The following is a 19,533-nucleotide window of genomic DNA, read 5'->3' on the forward strand; positions in this document are numbered from 1 at the left end:
GTCTCGACCAATCTTCTCTACTGACTACTCACTAATCCCTAATTCCTACTGCCTAATCAAATTCCTTCGCCGGCAAGCTCTTCCGAAATTGCCGCGACCTGGTCCTGGGCGCTGCGCATCATCGGATAGATGGTAAGCACCTTCTGCCAGGCTTCAAGCGCCGATTGCTTGTGGCCGGTGGCGGCCATGATCTGGGCCAGGCCGGAAAGCGCGCCGAAATGGCGCGGTTCCAGCTGCAGCGTCTGGTCGATGTCGGACATCGATTTCCCGAAATTCTTCATCATGTAATGGACGGTGGCGCGCCGGTTCCAGCCTTCGGCATATTTTGGCTGCAGGATGACGACCTGGTCGAGGAAGTCGAGGGCGACGTCGAACTTCTGGTCGTCCATCGCCTTTTGCGACCATTGCATCATCAGGTCGATCGAGGCGCTGCCGGACTGGAACCATTCGCCCCAGATGCGCCCGGCGATGCGCTCGGCCGCCTTTTCGTTGCGCTCGCGCTTCAGCTCGGCAAACAGTTGGTCGAGCCTGGCTTCCCTGGTCAGGGCAACCGGCGGCTTTGCCGGCGGATCGTCCGCCGACGCCGGAGCGACGCCGAAAAGAAACAGGGTCGCCAAAAATGCAAAAAGAATCCGCATCGCCGGAATCTAACCCCGGACGGCGGATCGTCAAACTGAAATTAGCGTGAAAGTGCCTGGAACCAGGCAATTACCATCGTATGGACGGAGGCAACGAGCCTCCGGCCGAACACTCAGCCCTGGCGCGCCTTGTAGCGTGGAGCGGTCTTGTTGATGATGTAGACGCGGCCCTTGCGGCGAACCAGCTGGTTGTCGCGGTGACGCGCCTTCAGCGCCTTGAGCGAATTCTTGATCTTCATGGTCTTGCCCGTCGGTCTGGGCCCTGTCCGGGCCGAATTATTAAGGCGCGCCTGAAAAGCGCGCCTTTGAACTTGCGGTGGCTCATAAACGAGGAGCCTTGCCCGTGTCAACCGCAAGCGTGCTGGATAGAGGCCGAGAATGGCTTTGGCCATCAAATATCCGCCATCTCGGCTCCACGCCATTGCGCGGCCGAAGGCGGGCTGGAATGGTGCGGCACCCGCAAGCCGATTTGGAGACCTCTATGCGCCTGTTGTTTGTGTCCGCGAGCCTTGCCGTTCTGGCAGCCGCCTCCATCGCGCAGGCGCAGGAATGCGACCGCAACGACGACAGCCAGCAGATGATGAACATCTGCGCCGGCGAGGACTATCGGGCCGCCGATGCCAAGCTCAACCAGGCCTACAAGGATCTCGTCGGTCGCAACGACGACAAGGGCAGGAAGCTGCTGCAGGTCGCGCAACGCGCCTGGATCGCCTTCCGCGACGCCGAATGCGCCTATACGACGACAGACAGCGAGGGCGGCTCCATCCATCCGATGGAGGTTTCACAATGCCTGACCGAACTGACGGACCAGCGCATCAAACAGCTCACCGCGGGCGCCAATTGTAGGGAAGGCGATGCGAGTTGCGCCAGCCCCGACGAGGACGGGGATCTGAACGACGAGTTGCAATAGGGCTCGAGCCACGCCCTCGCGCAAAGTGCCGGAATGGCTTAGCTACGGCGGCTGATGCGCGTGAAATGGCCCATCTTGCGGCCTGGGCGCGCTTCCGCCTTGCCGTAGAGATGCAGCATCAGATCGGGCTCGGCGAGCAAAGCGGGTACGCGCAGCACATCGTCGCCGATCAGGTTTTCCATGATGCAGTTTGAATGCCGGCCAGGGTTGCCCAGCGGCAGGCCGGCAATGGCGCGGATATGCTGCTCGAATTGCGAAACGATGCAGGCGGCTTCCGTCCAGTGGCCGGAATTGTGCACGCGCGGCGCCATTTCGTTGGCCAGCAGCGTGCCATCGGCAAGAACGAAGAACTCGACGCCGATGACGCCGACATAGTCGAGGGCCGCCAGGATTTTCGCTGCCGACCCCTGTGCCGTCGCCGCCGTCTCCAGCCTGATCTGGGCCGGCAGGGTCGAGGTATGCAGGATGCCGTCGCGGTGGACGTTCTCAGCCGGATCGTAGGCGGCGACCGCGCCGTCCAACCCGCGCGCGGCGATGACCGAGATTTCGCGCTCGAAAGCGACGAAGGATTCGAGGATCAGCGGCACATTGCCCATGGTCTCGCATGTGCCGGCAAAGCCGCCCGTCTCCATGTTGCGGAAGACGCGCTGGCCCTTGCCGTCATAGCCCATGCGGCGGGTTTTCAAGATGCCGCTGCCACCGAACTCTCTCAGCGCCGCCGTCAGCTCGTCGTCATTGTCGACGGAGCGGAAATCCGCTGTCCTGATGCCGATGCCGTTCAGGAATAGCTTCTCCGCCACCCGGTCCTGGGCGACTTCCAGCGCCCTGGGCGGCGGATAGACCGGGACCTTGGCGGCGAGCGCGCCGGCAGCCGCTACCGGCACATTCTCGAATTCGTAGGTGACGACGGCGCTGACTGCCGCCAGTTCGGCAAGGGCGTCCGCATCGTCATAGGCGGCGGTGATCTGGCGGTTGGCGACCTGAGCCGCCGGGCAATCGGCCTGCGGTTCGAGGATAATTGTGCGGTAGCCGAGGCGCGCTGCGGCAACAGCCAGCATGCGGCCGAGCTGGCCGCCGCCGATGATGCCGATGCTCGATCCGGCGGGCAGGCTCACGGCGCGTCCGTCGGTTCGGTGGCGACCCTGGCGGTTTGGGCGGTGCGCCAGGCATCCAGGCGGGCGGCAAGTTTTTCGTCGTGCAGCGCCAGCACGGCGGCCGCCAGAAGGGCCGCGTTGGCCGCACCCGCCTTGCCGATGGCAAGCGTGCCGACCGGAATGCCGGCCGGCATCTGGACGATGGAGAGCAGCGAATCCTGGCCGGACAGCGCCTTCGATTCGACCGGCACGCCGAACACCGGCAGCGGCGTCATCGCCGCCGTCATGCCGGGCAGGTGGGCGGCGCCGCCGGCGCCGGCGATGATCACCTTGTAGCCGGCCGCCTTGGCGCCTTTGGCGAAATCATAGAGGCGGTCCGGGGTGCGGTGGGCGGAGACGATCAGCCGCTTGTGCGGAATGCCCAGCGCCTCCAGCGTTTCGGCGGCGTGGCGCATCGTCGCCCAGTCGGACTGGCTGCCCATGATGATGGCGACGTCGGCGCGGTGGTCGGTCAAGCGCATGCTCCCGGCGGTAAAGGCGCGCCTTAGCGGAATTCGGGCTGGCCCGCAAGGATGGCGGCCGCCGCAGCCTAGTCCGGCCAGCGCAGGGCGCCGGATGAATCCTTTCGCGGCTGTCTCATCGCATCCGCCGGCCTGTCGGCCGCGGTGAGCACGGCGCGGAGGCGTTCGGCGACGATCTCGGCCTCGCCTGGGTGCAGGTTGCACGGGTCGAGGAAGAAATGGCCACGCTCGACTTCGTGGTTGCGCACGATGATGGGCGGCGATCCGGCCGCCAATGCCGAGGCGAGGCCGGCGGCACTGAAGCGGCTTTCGGGGGAGACGAAGATCTGCAGCCGGTCGAGCGGATTGGCGGTCGGGTCGGGAATGATGTTTGCGACGATGCCGGGTATTCCCTGCAGCGAATCCCTCCACAGATGGAGCGCCGCTTCCTCGCGTCGGCGGATGCCGGCATGGTCGCGCTTTTCCCAGGCTTCGAGCGCCGCCATCGTGCCGGCGATGCTTTCCTTGCCGACCTTCATGGCGCGGGCGACGCCACGGTTTTGCAGATAGGCGGCGCGGACGAGATCCTTGCGGCCGGCGACGATGCCGCTGGTCGGCCCCGAAAGGAATTTGTGGCCGCTGTAGACGACGATGTCGGCGCCGCGCGCCAGGAAGCTGCGCAGGTCATATTCGGAAGCCGCATCGACGATCACCGGCACGCCCCTGGCGTGGCAGATATCGCAGAATTCCTCTAGGGAAAGCATGCCGTATTGCACGGTGTGGTGCGCCACGACGTAGAGCGCCGCCGCCGTGCGCTCGTTGATAGCCTCGCGCACATGATAATCCTGCGTGACGCTGACCGTGCCGGCCGGAATGACCTTGGCGCCGGCGACGCGGATCGACTGGTCGATCGGTGCGCCGTAATTGACGATATGGCCGAGCTGGATGACGACTTCGGACTTCAGCCCTTCGGTATCGTCGGGCAGCCGTTCGATCGCCAGCAAATTGGTGCCGGTCATCGCCCCGGCGATCGCCATTGTGATGCCTGAGGCGCAGCAGGCGGTGATGAAGCCGGCCTCGCCGCCGGTGAGGCGGGCGGTGATCACGCTTGCGGCGCGCTGCAGATCGTCCATCTCCACCCATTGCGAGGCGATCTCGGCCATGGCGCTGATCGCCTCGGGAACGATGATCGAGGCGCCGAGCGTCGTCATCGTGCCGGAGACGTTGATGATCGGCCGCAGTCCCAGCCGTTCACGGATCGTGGTGTTGGAGCCGGTGTCGGAATAGGTTTTCATGTTCAGCAATCCCTTGACGGTCAGGCGGCGATCTCGACGACCGCTTCGATTTCGACGGTGATGTTTCCAGGCAGCGAGCCGACCCCGATCGCCGAGCGGGCATGGCCGCCGATCTTGTCGAAGACGCTGGCGAACAGGTCCGAGCAGCCATTGACCACTTTCGGGTGGTCGCTGAAGGTCGGCGTCGCATTGACGAAGCCGAGCAATTTGACGACGCGCACGATGCGGCCGAGATCGCCGGCGGCGGCGTGCATGACGGCGAGCAGGTTGAGGCCGGTGAGGCGGGCATGCTCATAGGCCTGCTCGACGGTGACGTCCTCGCCGACCTTGCCGGTGTACAGCGTGCCGTCGGCGCGCAGCGGCCCTTGACCCGAAAGAAAGATCAGCCGGCCGCTTTCCGCATGGGTGACGAAATTGGCGATCGGCGTCGGCGGCTCGGGCAGCGTTAGGCCGAGCTCGGCGAGCCGGATGTAAGGCGTCATGGAAGAATTCTCCTTGGGCCGGCCTGTTGTTTTACGCAATTCCCAAGGGAAAGCGCTTCGCGCTTTTCCCGGGAAAACCGCTTACACTTTTCCTGGAATTGCTTTGGGCCGCCCATGTCAGAAATGCGAGGCGCGGAACCGCGCCAGGAAAGAGCGCAGGCGCTCATTGGTGGTCTCTTCGGCAAGGATCTCCTTCGGCGGGCCAACAGCGCTGACACCGCCATCGGCCATGAAGACAATGCGGCTCGAAGCGTCGCGGGCAAAGGCCATCTCGTGCGTGACCATCACCATTGTCATGCCGTCTTCGGCCAGGCTGCGCACAACGGCCAGCACCTCGCCGACCAATTCGGGATCGAGCGCGGAGGTGATCTCGTCGAGCAGCAGGATCTTCGGCTCCATGGCGACTGCCCGCGCTATGCCGACGCGCTGCTGCTGGCCCCCGGAGAGTTCCGCCGGCAGGCTGTCGGCCTTGTGGGCGAGGCCGACGCGGCTCAGCCAATGCTCGGCGATCTGGCGCGCCTCGGCCTTGCTCTTGCCGCGCACCTTGGTGAGGCCGAGCATGATGTTGCCGGCGGCGGTGAGGTGCGGAAACAGGTTGAAGCTCTGGAACACCATGCCGGTTTCGGCGCGCATATTGGCAAGGTCGCGCTCGCTGCGCTTGGCAAGGTCGCGCTCGCTGCGCCGCTGGCGCGCGCCGGCCTCACGAAAACCGACCTCCTTGCCGTCGATGCGGATCGAGCCTGAGTCGTAGCTTTCGAGAAAGTTGACGCAGCGCAGCAGGGTGGTTTTGCCGCTGCCGGAAGGGCCGATGACGGTGACCACCTCGCCCCTGTCCACCTTGAGGCTGACCGAGCGAAGCACCTCGACCGAACCAAAGGCTTTCGAGACCCCGGCAATGTCGAGAAGGGCGGCATTGTCGTTCGAGCTTGTGGCCATCGTGCTAGTCCCGGATGAAGGCAAAGCGCCGTTCCAGCCGCCGGCTGGCGTAGGAAAGCGCATAGTTGACGGCGAAATAGATCAAGGCGCCGAGGATGTAGAGCGGCATCGCCTCATAGGTGCGGCCGATGACCTGATTGATCGCCTGCATCAGGTCGGTGATGCCGAGCAGCGAGACCAGGGCGCTGCCCTTGACCGCATCGGTGACGCCGTTGATCCAGGGCGGCAGGAAGCGCCGGAAGGCCTGCGGAAAGATGACGTAGGTGAGCCGCTGGCGAAAAGTCAGCCCAATGGCCATCGCCGCTTCTGACTGGCCCTTGGGAATGGAGCCGACGGCGCCGCGGAGATACTCAATGACCTGCGCCGTCTTGAACAAGGTCAGCGCCAGCACCGCCGCCGAGAAGGATTGCAGATGCAGGCCGATGGCCGGCAGGCCGTAATAGACGAAGAACATCAGCACCAGGATCGGGATGCCGCGGATGGTGTCGGAGAAGATGCGCACGGCCCAGCGCAGCGGCACCGGGCCGTAGACCAGGCCGACGCCGAGCGCGACGCCGGCAATCAGCGACAGCACCACGACCAGCAGCGACACCCACAAGGTGATGGCGAAGCCCTGGGCGAGGAACGGTACGGCGTAGAGGATCTGGCTCAGCATGTCAGCGCGCAGCCCTGAACCGGCGTTCGACCAGCCGCAGCCCGAAGAGCAGGGTGTAGCCGGTCACCAGATACATCGCCGTCGTCACCAGATAGACCTCGACGATGCGGAAGGTGTTGAAGTTGATCCACTGGGCGCCGAAGGTGAGCTCGGGCACCGAGATCACCGAGGCGATCGACGTGTCCTTGAACAGCGAGATGAAGGTGTTGGACAGCGCCGGCAGCGTGATGCGCAGCATGGTCGGCAGGCGCACATGAACCAGCCGCTGCCAAGGCGTGAGCCCGATCGCCTTGCCGGCATCGAGCTGGCCGCGCGGCACGGCTTCGAGGCCGGAGCGGAACACCTCGACCAGATAGGCGCCGCTATAGACCGACAGCGTCAGCACGAACGAGGTCGGCGCGTCGTAGGCGACGTCGATCACCGTCGGCAGGCCGTAGAAGACAAGATAGACGAGCAGGATCAGCGGCACGTTGCGGATGAATTCGACGTAAGCCGCAATGATGGCGCGCACCACGCGTCCGGCCGAGACATACCAGACCGCCAGCACCAGGCCGATGACGACGCCGATGGCAATCGAAATCACGGCAAGCTCGAGGCTGAGCAGAAGGCCGCCCCACAGCTTGTCGAAATGGCGCCAGATCAGGTTGAAGTTGAGCGTATAGCCCATGCGTCTCCCGCAATAACCAAGGGGATGCGAACTAGAAGGCGGAAGGGCTAACCCTTCCGCCAGCACTTGTCAGACAACCGGGAAACCGGGATGGCGGGCCGGCGGCTCCTGGCCGAAATAGTCCTTGAAGGCGGCGTCGTAGAGTGCGGTCTCATGGCCGAACATGGCGATGGTGAAGGTCTGGTTGACGAAGGTCAGCCAGTCCAGGTCGCCCTGCCTGACCGCCGCGCCGTAGAGCATCGAGTACCAGCTCTTGCCGGCATCGAAATATTTGTCGGGGTTGCGCGAGGCCAGCCAGCGCACGGTTGAAAGATCGACGGCGGCGGCATCGGCGCGTTTCGATTCCAGTGCCTGCAGCACATTGGCCTGGGTGTCGATCTGCAGCACCTGCGCCTCCGGCAGGGCGTAATGGACCGAGCTTTCGGCATCGACATTCTGCAGGATCGAGATGCGCGTCGCCGAGCCGCCGGCGAGCAGCTTGTCGAAGGTCTTGTTTTCCGCAGTCGGCAGCGTCAGCAGGGCGACGCCCTCGACATAGTATGGCCTGGAGAAGTGGATCAGCTGCGAGCGCTGCGCGGTCATGGTCATGAACTGGATGGTGATGTCGACCTTGTTGGTGGTGACATTGGGGATGCGCTGCGCCGGATCCTGCATGACGAACTCGACCTTGCTCGGATCGTCGAACAGACCCTTGGCCAGGATGCGGCCCATGGTGATGTCCATGCCGACCAGCTCGCCGGCATCGTTTTCGAAATGCCATGGCGCGTTGGTGCTGCCGGTGCCGACGATCAGCTTGCCGCGGTCAAGCGCGGTGCGCAGAACGCTGTCGGATGCGGCTTGTGCCGCCGCCTTTTCGGCGCTGACAACGGTCATCACGCCCGCCGTTGCGAGCCCGGCCATGCCCAGTTTCAGAAAATCTCGTTTGGATGTGTCGTTCACTGCGACCTCCTGTTGTTTGAGTTCCCCTTACAGACACACGTGTCGCCGACCTGATTGTCTCTTACAATAGACACATGTATCCTATACAAGACAGATACTAACATCAGGAATCAGTTATGCAAGACAGCAATGGCCTCACGGATCGGGCGGAGCTTGGTCCAGCCGAGAGCCCGACGCCCGACAAGACCTCCGGCTCGCGCGAGAAGGGCCTCAACCGGGTGCTGGAGATCCTGGACTTCCTGCATGTTACGCAGCGCGCCATCGGCATTGGCGATCTCGCCAAGGGGGTGAATGCGCCGCGCTCCACCGCCTATACGCTGGTGCGCTCGCTGGTCGATGCGGGTCTCCTGGAGATGGAGGGCGACGGCAACCGGGTCTATTTCGGCAAGAAGCTCTACCTCTATGGAATGGACTATGTCAGGGGCAACGACCTGCTTAGGCGGGGCCGGCAGGAGGTCGACAATCTGTCGCGCGAGACCGGCGAGACCTCCGAATTGTGCATGCTGCAAAGCGGGCGCTATACCATCGTCCATTCCAGCCCCGGCACCAGGCCGTTCCGCATCAGCTCGGCCACCGGCCTGCAGATCCCGCTGCCATGGACGGCATCGGGGCGGCTGCTTCTGGCCGGATTGGAAAGGGCCGCCATCCAGGACATGGTCTCGGAAGACGACCTTTTGCTGCCCGACGGCCGCAGGCTGCAGTTCGACGACTTCATTGCCGATATCGCGACGGCCAGAACGACCGGCTATTGCATCACTTCGGGGCTGGTCGACGCCTACACCAAATGCCTGGCCGCCCCTGTCTTCGCGGCCGCCGGCAAGGTCGAGGCGACGATGTGCCTGGTGGTGCCGATCGACACTTCAGCGGAGAAGACCGACGAATTGCTGACGTTGCTGCGCCATCGCGCGGCGCGGCTGTCGATAGCGGGGTGAGCAGTTAGGCCCCGAGGCCGTCGGCTAAGCGATGATGTCCGGAATGATCTTGTCTTCCAGCGCCATCAGCCGGTCCTTGAGGAAAAGCTTCTTCTTCTTCATACGCTGGATCTGCAAGGGGTCGCAGCCCATGGCGATCATCGCATTGATGGCCGCGTCGAAATCGGCATGCTCCTGCTTCAGGCGGGAAAATTCGAGGCGGACATCGGCCTTTTCCTGGTCGGACATTCTCTACCGTCTGCATGTCTGCGGCGCCCGGCAATGGGCATGATTGGGCGGGGGCGGCATCAATTGCCGCCGGCGCGCAGCCAATATCACATATCACATTGTCGTGGAATGCTACCACGCAGCATTCGACATCGCAGCCGGATGGTGGCAGACTGTCATGGTGCCGTCACAGATGCGACCTGCGGTGGACGTGCCTTTGACGGCTGCAATCGAGGAAAACCATGAAAGGGAGAACCAATCATGTCTCTTGCATCCCATCTTGATGAGTTGCAGCGGAAACACGGTGACATCGAACGCGAGATCGACGATGCGATGAACCATCCATCGGTCGACGACCTCGAAATCGTGAATCTGAAGCGACGCAAGCTGGCACTCAAGGACGAGATTGAAAAACTGAAGGCGAAACCGACGAGACACTGACGCCCTTCCAGGATTAGAAGCGCCGCCTTGGCGCGTGACTATCGCTCCGGTGGCGACATGCCGCCGGAGGCCTGTTTTTGCTACTGATTCCGATACTGTTGGCCGGCGAAACCCGTCTGTGGGGCGCCGCGCTGCTGCGATTTGGCGGCTCTGCTTGTCTGTCGCCATTGACAAGCCATCTTTGCTCCTCCACCTCATGCCCGAACCTCAGCGCTGTGCGCTGATAGCTGTTTGAGCGTGCGTCGACGTGGACGTATGTCGCTCGGGTGATCAAGAGGCTGCCGGCATGACCGGGTATTTTTCCTCCCCTTTGCGCGCCGGACATCGGTCGGCGTCGATGTCGGCGGCGTGGTCGTCGGCGGCGGCGCGCCGGTCGTCGTGCAGTCGATGACCAACACCGACACGGCCGATATCGACCAGACCGTCGCGCAGGTTGCGGCTTTGCATCGCGCCGGCTCCGAGATCGTGCGCATCACCGTCGATCGGGACGAGAGCGCCGCCGCCGTGCCGCGCATCCGCGAACGGCTCGAGCGGCTCGGCATCAATGTGCCGCTGGTCGGCGACTTCCACTATATCGGCCACAAGCTGCTGGCCGACCATCCGGCCTGTGCCGAGGCGCTGGCCAAGTACCGCATCAATCCCGGCAATGTCGGCTTCAAGGACAAGAAGGACCGCCAGTTCGCCGCGATCGTTGAAATGGCGATCAAGCATGACAAGCCGGTGCGCATCGGCGTCAATTGGGGGTCGCTCGATCAGGAGTTGCTGACCCGGCTGATGGACGAAAACCAGCGCCAAGGCTTTCCGCTGACGGCGCAGGAGGTGACGCGCGAGGCGATCGTGCAGTCGGCGATTCTTTCTGCCGAAATGGCGGAAGAGATCGGCCTGGCCCGCGAAAAGATCATCCTGTCGGCCAAGGTCAGCGGCGTGCAGGATTTGATCGCCGTCTATACCGAACTCGCCACCCGCTCCAACCATGCGCTGCATCTCGGCCTCACCGAAGCCGGCATGGGCTCCAAGGGCATCGTCGCCTCGTCGGCCGCCATGGGCATCCTTTTGCAGCAAGGCATCGGCGACACCATCCGCATCTCGCTGACGCCGGAGCCGAATGGCGACCGCACCCGCGAGGTGCAGGTGTCGCAGGAATTGCTGCAGACCATGGGCTTCCGTCAGTTCGTGCCGATCGTCGCGGCTTGCCCCGGCTGCGGCCGCACCACGTCGACCGTGTTTCAGGAGCTGGCGCAGAACATCCAGGCCGACTTGCGCAAGAACATGCCGGTCTGGCGCGAGAAATACCCCGGCGTCGAGAACCTCAAGGTCGCGGTGATGGGCTGCATCGTCAACGGTCCCGGCGAATCCAAGCACGCCGATATCGGCATCTCGCTGCCCGGCACCGGCGAGACGCCGACCGCGCCCGTCTTCGTCGACGGCAAGAAGTCGGCGACGCTGCGCGGCCCGTCGATCGCAGCTGATTTCGAGAAAATGGTCGCCGACTATATCGAGCAGCGGTTTGGACAGCACGGCAAAGCCGCAGCGGAATAGATGATGCGGCGTTTCCTCAGGGCGACGCTGATCCTGCTTTGCGGTCTGTCATGGTCGACCGGCGCCCAGGCCGATCCGCCGCAATCGCGCTCGGCGGCGAAACGATTGATCGGCCGCGTCTGCGACCTGATCGAAACGCATGCCGAGCAGAACGGCCTGCCCAAGGATTACTTCGCCCGGCTGATCTGGAAGGAAAGCCGCTTCGACCCCAATGCGGTGAGCCCTGTCGGTGCCGAAGGCATCGCGCAGTTCATGCCGGGCACCGCCAAGATGCGCGGGCTGGCCAATTCCTTCGACATCGAGCAAGCAATCCCGGCTTCGGCAAAATACCTCGCCGAAATGAAGACCGGCTTCGGCAATCTCGGCCTGGCCGCCGCTGCCTACAATGCCGGCGAGAGCCGCGTTTCTCGCTGGCTGAGTTCCGGCGGTTTCCTGCCGATGGAAACCGAAAGCTACGTCTTCGACATCATGGGCGAACCGGCCGACAAGTTTTCCGACAGCGCCTACGCCGGAACGATTGAGCCGCTCGATGCGAAAACCACCTTTGCCGTCGCCTGCCGCAAACTGCCGGTGATCATGTCGAGAACCGTGGCGATGGCCTCGATCAATGTGAAGCCGTGGGGCGTGCAGGTGGCCGGCAATTTCCGCAGGGGTGCGGCGATCAATCAGTGGCTGCGGGTACGGAGCCGGTTCCCGGCCCTGCTGTCCGGGCATGATCCGGTGGTCAGCCGGGTGCGCACGCCGATCGGCCGGCGCGGCATTTATGCCGTCAGGATCGGCGTCGACGACCGCACTGCTGCCAATGCCATCTGCCAGAAACTGCAAAGCATCGGCGGCGCCTGCATCGTCGTGCGCAACCGGTAGGCCGAGGGGGCGACATGAAGGCCAAAATCGTCCTGCTCAATGGCGTCGGCAGCGCCGGCAAGAGTTCGATCGCCAGGGCGCTGCAGACGATCACCGCTGAGCCCTTCCTGCATGTCCAGATGGATGCCTTCCTCGAGATGCTGCCGCAGGCGCTGCAGGATCATGCCGACGGGTTTTCCTTTGAGACGGTGCTGGAGGACGGCAAGCGGTCGGTGGTGATCAGGAGCGGGCCGATCGGCGCGCGAACCATGCGCGGCATGCGCCATGCCATCGCCGCCATGGCCGGGCAAGGCAACAATCTCATTGTCGACGACGTGATCTTCAATGACGAGATAGCGGAGTATGTCGAGTTGCTGTCGAGCTTTGACCTGCATCTGGTCGGCGTCATGGCGCCGCTGGAGGTGCTGGAAGCGCGCGAGGCCGCGCGCGCCGACAGGCTGCCCGGCCTGGCGCGCTGGCAATATGGGCGCGTCCACAAAGGCACGGACTACGACCTCGAAGTCGACACCAGCCGGCTGACGCCGCTCGAATGCGCCCTTCGCATCCAGGAAAGGTTCCGACTATAGTGGCTGGTGTCTTTGACACGATCGCAGCTTTTACCAATTGCCCCAAAAGCCGATAGCCGTCTCTGGCCTGCAAAGTCGTGTCGATTAAATATTTATGAGCCCTGCTGTAGTAAGACGGGTGGAAATTTCCGGCGAGACCTTTTGAAGGCCGTTAACGGGGGAACATCATGCCGGTGACAAATTTCCTTAGACGCGTCGTCGGTGAACTTGAAACGCCTCGCGCCAAACGGCCGTTCGGTTCTGGCTGGCTGTCCGGCTCGATTGGCTTGCTTGCCGGGGTCACCGCCCTGCTGATGGTCATCGTGCTGCGCTACCCGTCGCTTACATCGATGCCGGATCTGGCCCCCATCCACCAGATGCTGTTCTTCAAGCCGGTGCTCTATTTCGTCCTCATCTCCGGCTATATCCTGGCGATCCTCAGCATGACGCTGCGCAGGCAAAAGACGCTCGGCGCGGCAGCGATGTTCACTGTGCTGCTGGCGTCGCTGGTCGGCATGCTTCCGGTGCGCCATCAACTGCACATCGAAGGGGTGTTCTTCGGGCTTGATTTCTTCATCCTGAACGCTCTGTTCATGGGTGTGCTGTTCGTTCCGCTCGAACGTCTTTTCGCGCGCAACAAGGATCAGACCGTGTTCCGCGACGAATGGCGCGAGGACCTGTTCTACTATCTGGTCTCATCGCTGCTGGTGCAGATTTTGACCTACCTGACCTTGGCGCCGTCCAACTTCGTCAATGCACAGGGCGCCCTTGGTTCGGTGCGCGCCTGGGTCCACGACTTGCCGTGGCTGGTGCAGTTGCTGGCGGTGATGTTCCTGACCGACCTTGCCCAGTATTGGGTGCATCGGGCCTTCCATCGCATTCCCTGGCTGTGGAAGTTCCATGCCGTGCACCATTCCGCCAAGTCGATGGACTGGATTGCCGGTGCGCGCATGCATTTCCTGGAAATCATCGTGCTGCGCAGCCTGACGGCCACCCCGATGTTCGTGCTGGGGTTCGATGAATCGGCTATCCAGACGTATATATTGATCGTCTACGTCTATTCGTCTTTCATCCATTCCAACATCGGAACCAGTTTCGGTCCAGTCGAAAAGGTGCTGGTGTCGCCGCGTTACCACCACTGGCATCACGGCCTCGAGAAAGAAGCGATCGACGTAAACTTCGCCATCCATTTCCCGCTGCTCGACCGGCTGTTCGGTACCCACCATATGCCTGAAGGACGCTGGCCGAACGGCTACGGCATTCACGGACATCCCGTTCCGAACGGATACTGGCAGCAATTCCTCTATCCCTTCCGGCGCGGCTAGACTGGATCCATTAGCGAAGCGCGCGTGTCACCGCGCCTGGCGAGGTAGCCCAATCCATGACAAGCGACAGAGCCCCCAGATGCGTGACGGCTACATAATCTGCGGCACGCCGAGAACCGGAAGCACATTGCTGTGCGGTCTGCTGGCATCGATGAAAACAGCCGGCGATCCGCACTCCTTCTATAGGCGGGAGGACAAGGCGGAATGGGCCGAAGAGTGGAAATTGCCGCATCCCGAGACGATGAGCGCGCATGACTTCGATGTCGCCTACCTCAAGGCGGCAATCAGCGCGGGAAAGGGCGGAACAGCCGTCTTCGGCTTGCGCCTGATGCGGGAGAACCTGGGTGAACTCTCGGCCATCCTCGACCGGATCTACCCAGACCTGCCATCGGACAAAGCACGCTTTGAAAAGGCCTTCGGGCGGGTCCTCTACATCCATCTTTCGCGCGAAAACAAGCTGGCGCAGGCGGTGTCGCTGATCAAGGCCGAGCAGACCGGGCTTTGGCACATCGCGCCCGACGGAACCGAGATCGAACGAGTCGCACCGCCGCAGGAACCCCGCTACGATTTCAAGCGGATCCAGCGCGAGCTTGCCGAACTCGAAGCCTATGACGCGGCCTGGAACGTCTGGTTCGCGGAGCAGGGGATCGTCCCGCTGCGAATCGGCTATGAGCGCCTGTCAGCCGATCCGGCAGCGGCATTGGCATCCATCTGCGAGGCCCTGGGTGTTCCGGCGCCGAATGCCGCCGACATAAAGCCTGGCGTCGCCAAGCTCTCGGACGAGATTAGTCTGGACTGGATGCGCCGCTATCGTCTGGACGCGGCGATTTGATCAAGCCTCTTTACCGCGACCGTTTCGCTGAGCCATGTGCCGATCTTGCTGCCGAGGCGGTCGGGCGACACCGGCTTGGGCAGATAGTCGTCCATTCCGGACTCGATACATTTGTCGCGGTCGCCCTTCAGTGCGTGCGCGGTGACGCCGATGATTGGTGTGTGATTGCCACTCGCTGCCTCCGCCGCCCGGATGGCGCGGGTCGCCTCGTAGCCGTTCATCTCCGGCATGGAGACGTCCATGAGGATCAGCTTCGGCCGCAGCGCCCGGTACATCTCGACGGCCGTGCGGCCATTGCTGGCGATGCGGTAGCTGAGGCCAAGCCCATTGAGGATCTGGCCGAAGACCAGCTGGTTCACGTCATTGTCCTCGGCGATCAGAATATCGATCGGGCCGTTTGGCGTGGCGATCGATTCAGGCACTGTGGCCGCCGGAATTGCCGGGCCGCGAATGACGGTGAAGGCGGGTGGCGTCACGGGTGCCGCCTGCGGAACGACAGGCTCGCGAACGAACTGGGCCTTGCCGATCTGGGCCCGCGCTTTCTGGATGGCCGAGATGACGGTGCCGAGCAGGATGGCCGAGCGCGCCGGCTTGGTGAGATGCGCGGCGATGCCGAAATCGATGACCATCTTGCCGAAATCGACCTGGTCGACGGAGGTCAGCAGCACCACCGGGATGGCGGAGAGACGGCTGTCGGCGGAAATCGCCTTGGCGACATCGGCGCCGTTCATGCCGGGCATCTGGTAGTCGAGGATGATGCAGTCGACCGCAGCACCGAGTTGGCTGGCCCGGTCTAGAAAGGCGAGGCCGACGGCGCCGCTTTCGGCGGCCGCGCAGTCGAAGCTCCAGCTTCTGAGCTGCTCCAGCAAGATCTCGCGGTTGACCGGGTTGTCGTCGATGACCAGCACGCGGGCGCCGGTGACATCGACCGGCACGATCTCGTTGCGCGTGTCCTGCTGATGCGCCGGCAGCGGCACGGCGAACCAGAACACCGAGCCGCGGCCGATCTCGCTTTCGAGGCCGATCTTGCCGCCCATCAGGTCGATGAGGCGGGCGGCGATGGCAAGGCCGAGGCCGGTGCCTTCATGGCGGCGCGTCGACGAGCCGTCGACCTGCGCGAATTTCTCGAACACGTTCTCGAGCTTCTCGGCAGGAATGCCGATGCCTGTGTCCTCGACGCGGACCTTGAGCTGGACGATGCCGTCGACCACCTCGCCGCCGACATCGATCAGCACATGGCCCTTCTCGGTGAACTTCACCGCATTGCCGAGCAGATTGGTGACGATCTGACGAAACCGTCCGGCATCGCCGACGACATGGGCAGGCAGGCGCGGGTCGACACGCACGATCAGCTCGAGGTTCTTTTCGGCGACGCGCGCCGACACCAGTGTGGCCACGTCCTCGACCGCTTCGGCAAGCCGGAAGGGTGCAGGATCGAGCGTCAGCTGACCGGCATTGATCTTGGAGAAATCGAGGATGTCGTTGATGATGGTGAGCAGCGCATTGCCGGACTTGACGATGACTTCGGTGAAGGTCTTCTGGCGCGCGTTAAGCTCGGTCTTGGCGAGCAGTTCGGCCATGCCCAGCACGCCATTCATCGGCGTGCGGATCTCATGGCTCATATTGGCCAGGAATTCCGATTTGGCGCGGTCGGCCGCTTCGGCCTTGAACAAGGATGCGGCGGATTCGGTGAAGGCGCGGCGGATCGCCTTTTCCATCGGCCGGAAGATCCAGAGGGCAACGATGGCAAGAACCGCGAACAGAAGGCCGCTTGCCCACAACAGCAGCCTGTCGCTGGAGGCGTCGGCCAGATGGCGTTCGCCATCCATGGCGGTACGCACACGCACCAGCATCGGCTGGACGAACAGGTCGTTCTGGTTGAGGATTTCGCGCGAACTCCATTCGTCGGTCTGTTGCGCCGCCGACATCAGGTTGAAGTTGCGCACGATGTCGCGCGACGACCAGAACAGGTCGCCGTTGACGGCGGCCGACGAGAGTTCGTCCAGCGTTTTGGCCGACAGGCTCGGCTTGATCGCGGCCAACTCCGCGGACAGTGTTTCGATCTCGCTGGTCAGGCGTTGCGAATGGCCGCGCGCGGCGGCGGCAAGGCCGTCACGGGTTTCGGTGCGCCAGGTCGTGCTGGCGGTTTCGGCAAAGCTGGAGGCGTTGCGCAGGTCGCGGGTGAAGACGACGAGATTGCTGCTCAGCGCGTCGATGTCGTGGCGGAAGGAATTGACGCGATTGAGCGCAAACATCACCGCGGTGGAAGCCAGCGCAAAGATGAGCAATCCCGAGATGTAGCGGATCCGGATCGAGCGGATGAAGAAAGAATATTCCGGCATGCGCAACCCCAACACATACGCATCATTTTAACGGTCGGGATTACGCTTGATTTACATTAAAATTCCGTTCGCGCCTGGCGGGCCGTCAAGATCCTGGCTGCACGTGCCCGGAGTTGGCGCCATAGAGGGTGGCTTCGCATTCGCGCATCATGCGCAGTGCTTCTTCCTCGGTCAGGCCGAACTTGCGCATCATGCTCCGGATTTCGGGGCCTACAGCTATCTCCACCGGTCTTGCCGCCTGGCGGGTCTTCCTGGCCTTTTTCTTGGACATCGGTACGTTTCCCGTCTTGACCGACACATGTTTCGCATCAGCCCTGGCCCGGCCTCACCGTGCTGCGCCAGACCATGGGCGCATGGCAGATCAGGCGGCTGCCAGCCTCCTCCCGCGCGCCGGTCGCGAGCCGCACGGCGCGCCTGGCGATCTCCTCGATCGGCGGCGAGAACGTCGTCAGCCGGTAAGAGGCCCAGTCGGCCTGTTCAATGTCGTCAAAGCCGATGACGCAGAGATCGCGGGGTACGTTGATGCCGAACTCGTGGCGGGCCGCATCGAGAAAGCCGCACGCAATCAGGTCGGTCACGCAGAACGCCGCATCCGGCCGCTGCCGGCCGGAAAAGAGTCGCCTGGCGCCATCGGCTCCGGTGGCATAGCCGGTGCGGCCCTCGCGCCACACGGTCACCTCCAGCCCTTCCTTCTGCGCGGCGGTAAGGAAGGCGGTTTCGCGGGAGAGCAGGCTGGGCGTGCCGGCAGCCGAGGTCACCAAAGCGGGGCGGGTACAGCCGGCCCGGATGAAGGCATGCAGCGCTGCCTCTGCGGCTGCAGCGTTGTCGACACCGATATTGTGCGGGCCGTCGAAGCGGTCATCGCGATTGATCAGCACCAGCCGCTGGCCGTTCTCAAGACAGGTGCGGATCAGCAACTGCGGCGGCGAGCCGGACAGAACGATGCTCGCATCGGCGCGATAGTTCAGCGTGTTGCGCAGCGCCTGGTCGACATGGTGGCTGGGGCCGGAGGTGTTGAACACCATGGCCATTTTGCCGGCGTCCCGCAGATGTTGGGTCAGCGCCTTCTGCAGGCGGGCATGATAGGGCGTGTCGCCATCGGCAACGATGAGGCAGACGATGCCGGTCGAAGCCCGCATCAGGCCGCGAGCCAGATGGTTGACGTGATAGCCGAGTTGCTCGGCCGCCAGCATCACCCGCTCGCGGGTTTCCCCGGAAACGGAAGCGCCGGGCGTGAAGGTACGTGACACGGCCGAGCGTGAAACCCCGGCGAGGTCGGCAACCTGCTGGGCGCTGGAAAAACCGGTGCGGATTCTCGGAACCGTCAAGCGAACGCTCTCGCTGCTGTTTTCGTGATTCTTTGCACGCCAGTGCAATGTAATGCAACTCTCCTGCCATTGCCACCCACCGCACTTGACAGGCATGGCCGAATGCAACAGCTTTGCACAGCCGTGCAATACAAGCCGGCTCAAGAGTGGCATCGGAGGAATACCCTGTCCATTTCGCCGAAGACGGCTTTGAGGGCGCGATTGTCCGGACCGGCTGCATGAGCAGGGCGGCGGCGCATCCGAAGGCGGACCGGCTGTCCAAGGCCGAGATGGACAGGCGTGCCGAGGTCTGCCGGAAACTGCTTGTCACGGCCGGGCAACTGGCGATGGAAGGCTATGCCCGGCAGGGCGCCGTCCAGCCGGTGGCGATGAAAGGCCCGCAGGATTTTCTCACTGAAACCGACGGCAAGGTCGAGGAGCACATCCGCGCGACGCTGGCAGAGGCTTTTCCGCAGGACGGGTTTTTGGGCGAGGAAGGCGGTGGCATGGGCTCTGCCCGCATGTGGGTCGTCGACCCCATCGACGGCACCGCCAATTTCATGCGCGGTATTCCGCATTTCTGCATTTCGATAGCTTTCGTCGAGAACGGCCGCAGCGAGATCGGCGGCATTGCCAATCCGGCCATCGGCGAAACGTACTTTGCCCGTCGCGGGCAGGGCGCGACGCGCAATGGCGCGCCGATCCATGTGTCGCCGACGCAAGCGTTCGACCGCGCCTTTGTCGAGTTCGGCTGGTCGCCCAGGATTCCCAATCGCGACTATCTGGACAAGGTGAGCCTTGTCTGGGCACTCGGCGCCAATGTGCGGCGCTCCGGCTCCGGAGCGCTTGGGCTGGCCTATGTGGCCGACGGCCGCTCGGATGCCTATGCCGAGCTGCACATCAATTCGTGGGACTGCCTGGCCGGATTGCTGCTGGTGGAGGAGGCCGGCGGCCGTGTGAACCGGTTCCTCGACGGCGACGGCATGGCGAAGGGCAATCCCGTGCTAGCGGCAGCACCCGGCGTTGCGGCGACATTGTCCCAGGTGATCGGAGTGCCGCTCGACGACGGGTAGATCGTTTCCA

At 63.4% G+C, this 19,533-nt stretch carries 22 protein-coding genes and 1 pseudogene; 9 read left to right on the forward strand and 14 right to left on the reverse strand.

What is annotated here, in order from left to right:
• Positions 1 to 56: 56 nt before the first annotated feature.
• Positions 57 to 638: a tetratricopeptide repeat protein gene (locus NKL04_RS27925; RefSeq protein WP_023684032.1), complete on the reverse strand. Its 582-nt coding sequence runs from the start codon at positions 636 to 638 to the stop codon at positions 57 to 59.
• A 113-nt stretch (positions 639 to 751) separates the two neighbouring features.
• Entirely contained in the window at positions 752 to 877 is a 126-nt protein-coding gene (gene ykgO / locus NKL04_RS27930; protein ID WP_006327841.1) for a type B 50S ribosomal protein L36, read from the reverse strand.
• 242 nt (positions 878 to 1,119) lie between these two features.
• On the opposite strand from ykgO, the gene NKL04_RS27935 reads away from it, so the two are divergent.
• Positions 1,120 to 1,548 (forward strand): lysozyme inhibitor LprI family protein, encoded by a 429-nt coding sequence (locus NKL04_RS27935; protein ID WP_023702777.1) that lies wholly within the window; start codon positions 1,120 to 1,122, stop codon positions 1,546 to 1,548.
• Positions 1,549 to 1,586: 38 nt separating this feature from the next.
• Here the strand turns inward: NKL04_RS27935 and NKL04_RS27940 are convergent, their stop codons facing one another.
• From NKL04_RS27940 to NKL04_RS27975, 8 genes are all read right to left on the reverse strand, one after another.
• The gene (locus tag NKL04_RS27940) at positions 1,587 to 2,663 is read right to left on the reverse strand and encodes a 5-(carboxyamino)imidazole ribonucleotide synthase (protein WP_023702776.1); all 1,077 of its coding nucleotides are present in this window, start codon (positions 2,661 to 2,663) and stop codon (positions 1,587 to 1,589) included.
• A complete protein-coding gene (purE, locus tag NKL04_RS27945) occupies positions 2,660 to 3,157 on the reverse strand; it encodes a 5-(carboxyamino)imidazole ribonucleotide mutase (RefSeq protein ID WP_023708578.1) in 498 nt (165 codons plus the stop codon). The genes NKL04_RS27940 and purE overlap by 4 nt, the downstream gene beginning before the upstream one ends.
• A gap of 74 nt (positions 3,158 to 3,231) precedes the next feature.
• Positions 3,232 to 4,437, reverse strand: a complete 1,206-nt coding sequence (locus tag NKL04_RS27950) for an aminotransferase class V-fold PLP-dependent enzyme (protein WP_023673110.1) — start codon at positions 4,435 to 4,437, stop codon at positions 3,232 to 3,234.
• 20 nt (positions 4,438 to 4,457) lie between these two features.
• Complete coding sequence (locus tag NKL04_RS27955) at positions 4,458 to 4,919, reverse strand: RidA family protein (RefSeq protein WP_023702773.1); 462 nt, start codon at positions 4,917 to 4,919, stop codon at positions 4,458 to 4,460.
• Between the two features lie 117 nt (positions 4,920 to 5,036).
• The gene (locus NKL04_RS27960) at positions 5,037 to 5,855 is read right to left on the reverse strand and encodes an amino acid ABC transporter ATP-binding protein (RefSeq protein ID WP_023698474.1); all 819 of its coding nucleotides are present in this window, start codon (positions 5,853 to 5,855) and stop codon (positions 5,037 to 5,039) included.
• Positions 5,856 to 5,859: 4 nt separating this feature from the next.
• Entirely contained in the window at positions 5,860 to 6,510 is a 651-nt protein-coding gene (locus NKL04_RS27965) for an amino acid ABC transporter permease (protein WP_023698475.1), read from the reverse strand.
• A gap of 1 nt (position 6,511) precedes the next feature.
• Entirely contained in the window at positions 6,512 to 7,177 is a 666-nt protein-coding gene (locus NKL04_RS27970) for an amino acid ABC transporter permease (protein WP_023693641.1), read from the reverse strand.
• Positions 7,178 to 7,246: 69 nt separating this feature from the next.
• On the reverse strand, positions 7,247 to 8,077 hold the full coding sequence (locus NKL04_RS27975; RefSeq protein WP_023702772.1) for a transporter substrate-binding protein: 831 nt from the start codon (positions 8,075 to 8,077) through the stop codon (positions 7,247 to 7,249).
• Positions 8,078 to 8,232: 155 nt separating this feature from the next.
• Here NKL04_RS27975 and NKL04_RS27980 point away from each other — a divergent pair, with 155 nt between their 5' ends.
• Complete coding sequence (locus tag NKL04_RS27980) at positions 8,233 to 9,048, forward strand: IclR family transcriptional regulator (RefSeq protein ID WP_023702771.1); 816 nt, start codon at positions 8,233 to 8,235, stop codon at positions 9,046 to 9,048.
• A gap of 24 nt (positions 9,049 to 9,072) precedes the next feature.
• Here the strand turns inward: NKL04_RS27980 and NKL04_RS27985 are convergent, their stop codons facing one another.
• Positions 9,073 to 9,276, reverse strand: a complete 204-nt coding sequence (locus NKL04_RS27985; protein WP_023673103.1) for a YdcH family protein — start codon at positions 9,274 to 9,276, stop codon at positions 9,073 to 9,075.
• A 240-nt stretch (positions 9,277 to 9,516) separates the two neighbouring features.
• Here NKL04_RS27985 and NKL04_RS27990 point away from each other — a divergent pair, with 240 nt between their 5' ends.
• From NKL04_RS27990 to NKL04_RS28015, 6 genes and pseudogenes are all read left to right on the forward strand, one after another.
• On the forward strand, positions 9,517 to 9,696 hold the full coding sequence (locus NKL04_RS27990) for a YdcH family protein (RefSeq protein WP_023684024.1): 180 nt from the start codon (positions 9,517 to 9,519) through the stop codon (positions 9,694 to 9,696).
• Between the two features lie 297 nt (positions 9,697 to 9,993).
• A pseudogene (gene ispG, locus NKL04_RS27995) lies at positions 9,994 to 11,235 on the forward strand (flavodoxin-dependent (E)-4-hydroxy-3-methylbut-2-enyl-diphosphate synthase); the annotation flags it as partial.
• Positions 11,236 to 11,238: 3 nt separating this feature from the next.
• Positions 11,239 to 12,099, forward strand: a complete 861-nt coding sequence (locus NKL04_RS28000; RefSeq protein WP_031209840.1) for a lytic transglycosylase domain-containing protein — start codon at positions 11,239 to 11,241, stop codon at positions 12,097 to 12,099.
• Between the two features lie 14 nt (positions 12,100 to 12,113).
• Positions 12,114 to 12,665: a chloramphenicol phosphotransferase CPT family protein gene (locus NKL04_RS28005; RefSeq protein ID WP_023702768.1), complete on the forward strand. Its 552-nt coding sequence runs from the start codon at positions 12,114 to 12,116 to the stop codon at positions 12,663 to 12,665.
• Positions 12,666 to 12,832: 167 nt separating this feature from the next.
• The gene (locus NKL04_RS28010) at positions 12,833 to 13,969 is read left to right on the forward strand and encodes a sterol desaturase family protein (RefSeq protein WP_023702767.1); all 1,137 of its coding nucleotides are present in this window, start codon (positions 12,833 to 12,835) and stop codon (positions 13,967 to 13,969) included.
• Positions 13,970 to 14,048: 79 nt separating this feature from the next.
• Positions 14,049 to 14,801 carry a Stf0 family sulfotransferase gene (locus tag NKL04_RS28015; RefSeq protein WP_023702766.1) on the forward strand — a complete coding sequence of 251 codons (753 nt, stop codon included), beginning with the start codon at positions 14,049 to 14,051 and terminating at the stop codon, positions 14,799 to 14,801.
• On the opposite strand, the gene NKL04_RS28020 is transcribed toward NKL04_RS28015, so the two are convergent.
• The 3 genes from NKL04_RS28020 to NKL04_RS28030 all read right to left on the reverse strand — a co-directional run bounded on the left by NKL04_RS28020 (position 14,777) and on the right by NKL04_RS28030 (position 18,471).
• Positions 14,777 to 17,143: a response regulator gene (locus NKL04_RS28020; protein WP_352724695.1), complete on the reverse strand. Its 2,367-nt coding sequence runs from the start codon at positions 17,141 to 17,143 to the stop codon at positions 14,777 to 14,779. The genes NKL04_RS28015 and NKL04_RS28020 overlap by 25 nt on opposite strands.
• Before the next feature lie 85 nt (positions 17,144 to 17,228).
• Entirely contained in the window at positions 17,229 to 17,414 is a 186-nt protein-coding gene (locus NKL04_RS28025) for a hypothetical protein (protein ID WP_023702763.1), read from the reverse strand.
• A gap of 37 nt (positions 17,415 to 17,451) precedes the next feature.
• Positions 17,452 to 18,471 carry a LacI family DNA-binding transcriptional regulator gene (locus NKL04_RS28030; RefSeq protein ID WP_031195645.1) on the reverse strand — a complete coding sequence of 340 codons (1,020 nt, stop codon included), beginning with the start codon at positions 18,469 to 18,471 and terminating at the stop codon, positions 17,452 to 17,454.
• Positions 18,472 to 18,689: 218 nt separating this feature from the next.
• Between NKL04_RS28030 and NKL04_RS28035 the strand changes: the two genes are divergently transcribed.
• Positions 18,690 to 19,523 (forward strand): inositol monophosphatase family protein, encoded by an 834-nt coding sequence (locus tag NKL04_RS28035; RefSeq protein WP_050587730.1) that lies wholly within the window; start codon positions 18,690 to 18,692, stop codon positions 19,521 to 19,523.
• The last annotated feature ends 10 nt before the right edge of the window (positions 19,524 to 19,533 follow it).

The organism is Mesorhizobium sp. C264A, from assembly GCF_040324515.1.
Lineage (GTDB): Bacteria > Pseudomonadota > Alphaproteobacteria > Rhizobiales > Rhizobiaceae > Mesorhizobium.

Coding starts and splice junctions, on each gene's coding strand:
- NKL04_RS27925 (WP_023684032.1), bottom strand. CDS start 638: ATGCGGATTCTTTTTGCATTTTTGGCGACCCTGTTTCTTTTCGGCGTC.
- ykgO (WP_006327841.1), bottom strand. CDS start 877: ATGAAGATCAAGAATTCGCTCAAGGCGCTGAAGGCGCGTCACCGCGAC.
- NKL04_RS27935 (WP_023702777.1), top strand. CDS start 1,120: ATGCGCCTGTTGTTTGTGTCCGCGAGCCTTGCCGTTCTGGCAGCCGCC.
- NKL04_RS27950 (WP_023673110.1), bottom strand. CDS start 4,437: ATGAAAACCTATTCCGACACCGGCTCCAACACCACGATCCGTGAACGG.
- NKL04_RS27955 (WP_023702773.1), bottom strand. CDS start 4,919: ATGACGCCTTACATCCGGCTCGCCGAGCTCGGCCTAACGCTGCCCGAG.
- NKL04_RS27960 (WP_023698474.1), bottom strand. CDS start 5,855: ATGGCCACAAGCTCGAACGACAATGCCGCCCTTCTCGACATTGCCGGG.
- NKL04_RS27965 (WP_023698475.1), bottom strand. CDS start 6,510: ATGCTGAGCCAGATCCTCTACGCCGTACCGTTCCTCGCCCAGGGCTTC.
- NKL04_RS27970 (WP_023693641.1), bottom strand. CDS start 7,177: ATGGGCTATACGCTCAACTTCAACCTGATCTGGCGCCATTTCGACAAG.
- NKL04_RS27975 (WP_023702772.1), bottom strand. CDS start 8,077: ATGGCCGGGCTCGCAACGGCGGGCGTGATGACCGTTGTCAGCGCCGAA.
- NKL04_RS27980 (WP_023702771.1), top strand. CDS start 8,233: ATGCAAGACAGCAATGGCCTCACGGATCGGGCGGAGCTTGGTCCAGCC.
- NKL04_RS27985 (WP_023673103.1), bottom strand. CDS start 9,276: ATGTCCGACCAGGAAAAGGCCGATGTCCGCCTCGAATTTTCCCGCCTG.
- NKL04_RS27990 (WP_023684024.1), top strand. CDS start 9,517: ATGTCTCTTGCATCCCATCTTGATGAGTTGCAGCGGAAACACGGTGAC.
- NKL04_RS28000 (WP_031209840.1), top strand. CDS start 11,239: ATGCGGCGTTTCCTCAGGGCGACGCTGATCCTGCTTTGCGGTCTGTCA.
- NKL04_RS28005 (WP_023702768.1), top strand. CDS start 12,114: ATGAAGGCCAAAATCGTCCTGCTCAATGGCGTCGGCAGCGCCGGCAAG.
- NKL04_RS28010 (WP_023702767.1), top strand. CDS start 12,833: ATGCCGGTGACAAATTTCCTTAGACGCGTCGTCGGTGAACTTGAAACG.
- NKL04_RS28015 (WP_023702766.1), top strand. CDS start 14,049: ATGCGTGACGGCTACATAATCTGCGGCACGCCGAGAACCGGAAGCACA.
- NKL04_RS28020 (WP_352724695.1), bottom strand. CDS start 17,143: ATGCCGGAATATTCTTTCTTCATCCGCTCGATCCGGATCCGCTACATC.
- NKL04_RS28025 (WP_023702763.1), bottom strand. CDS start 17,414: ATGTCCAAGAAAAAGGCCAGGAAGACCCGCCAGGCGGCAAGACCGGTG.
- NKL04_RS28035 (WP_050587730.1), top strand. CDS start 18,690: ATGAGCAGGGCGGCGGCGCATCCGAAGGCGGACCGGCTGTCCAAGGCC.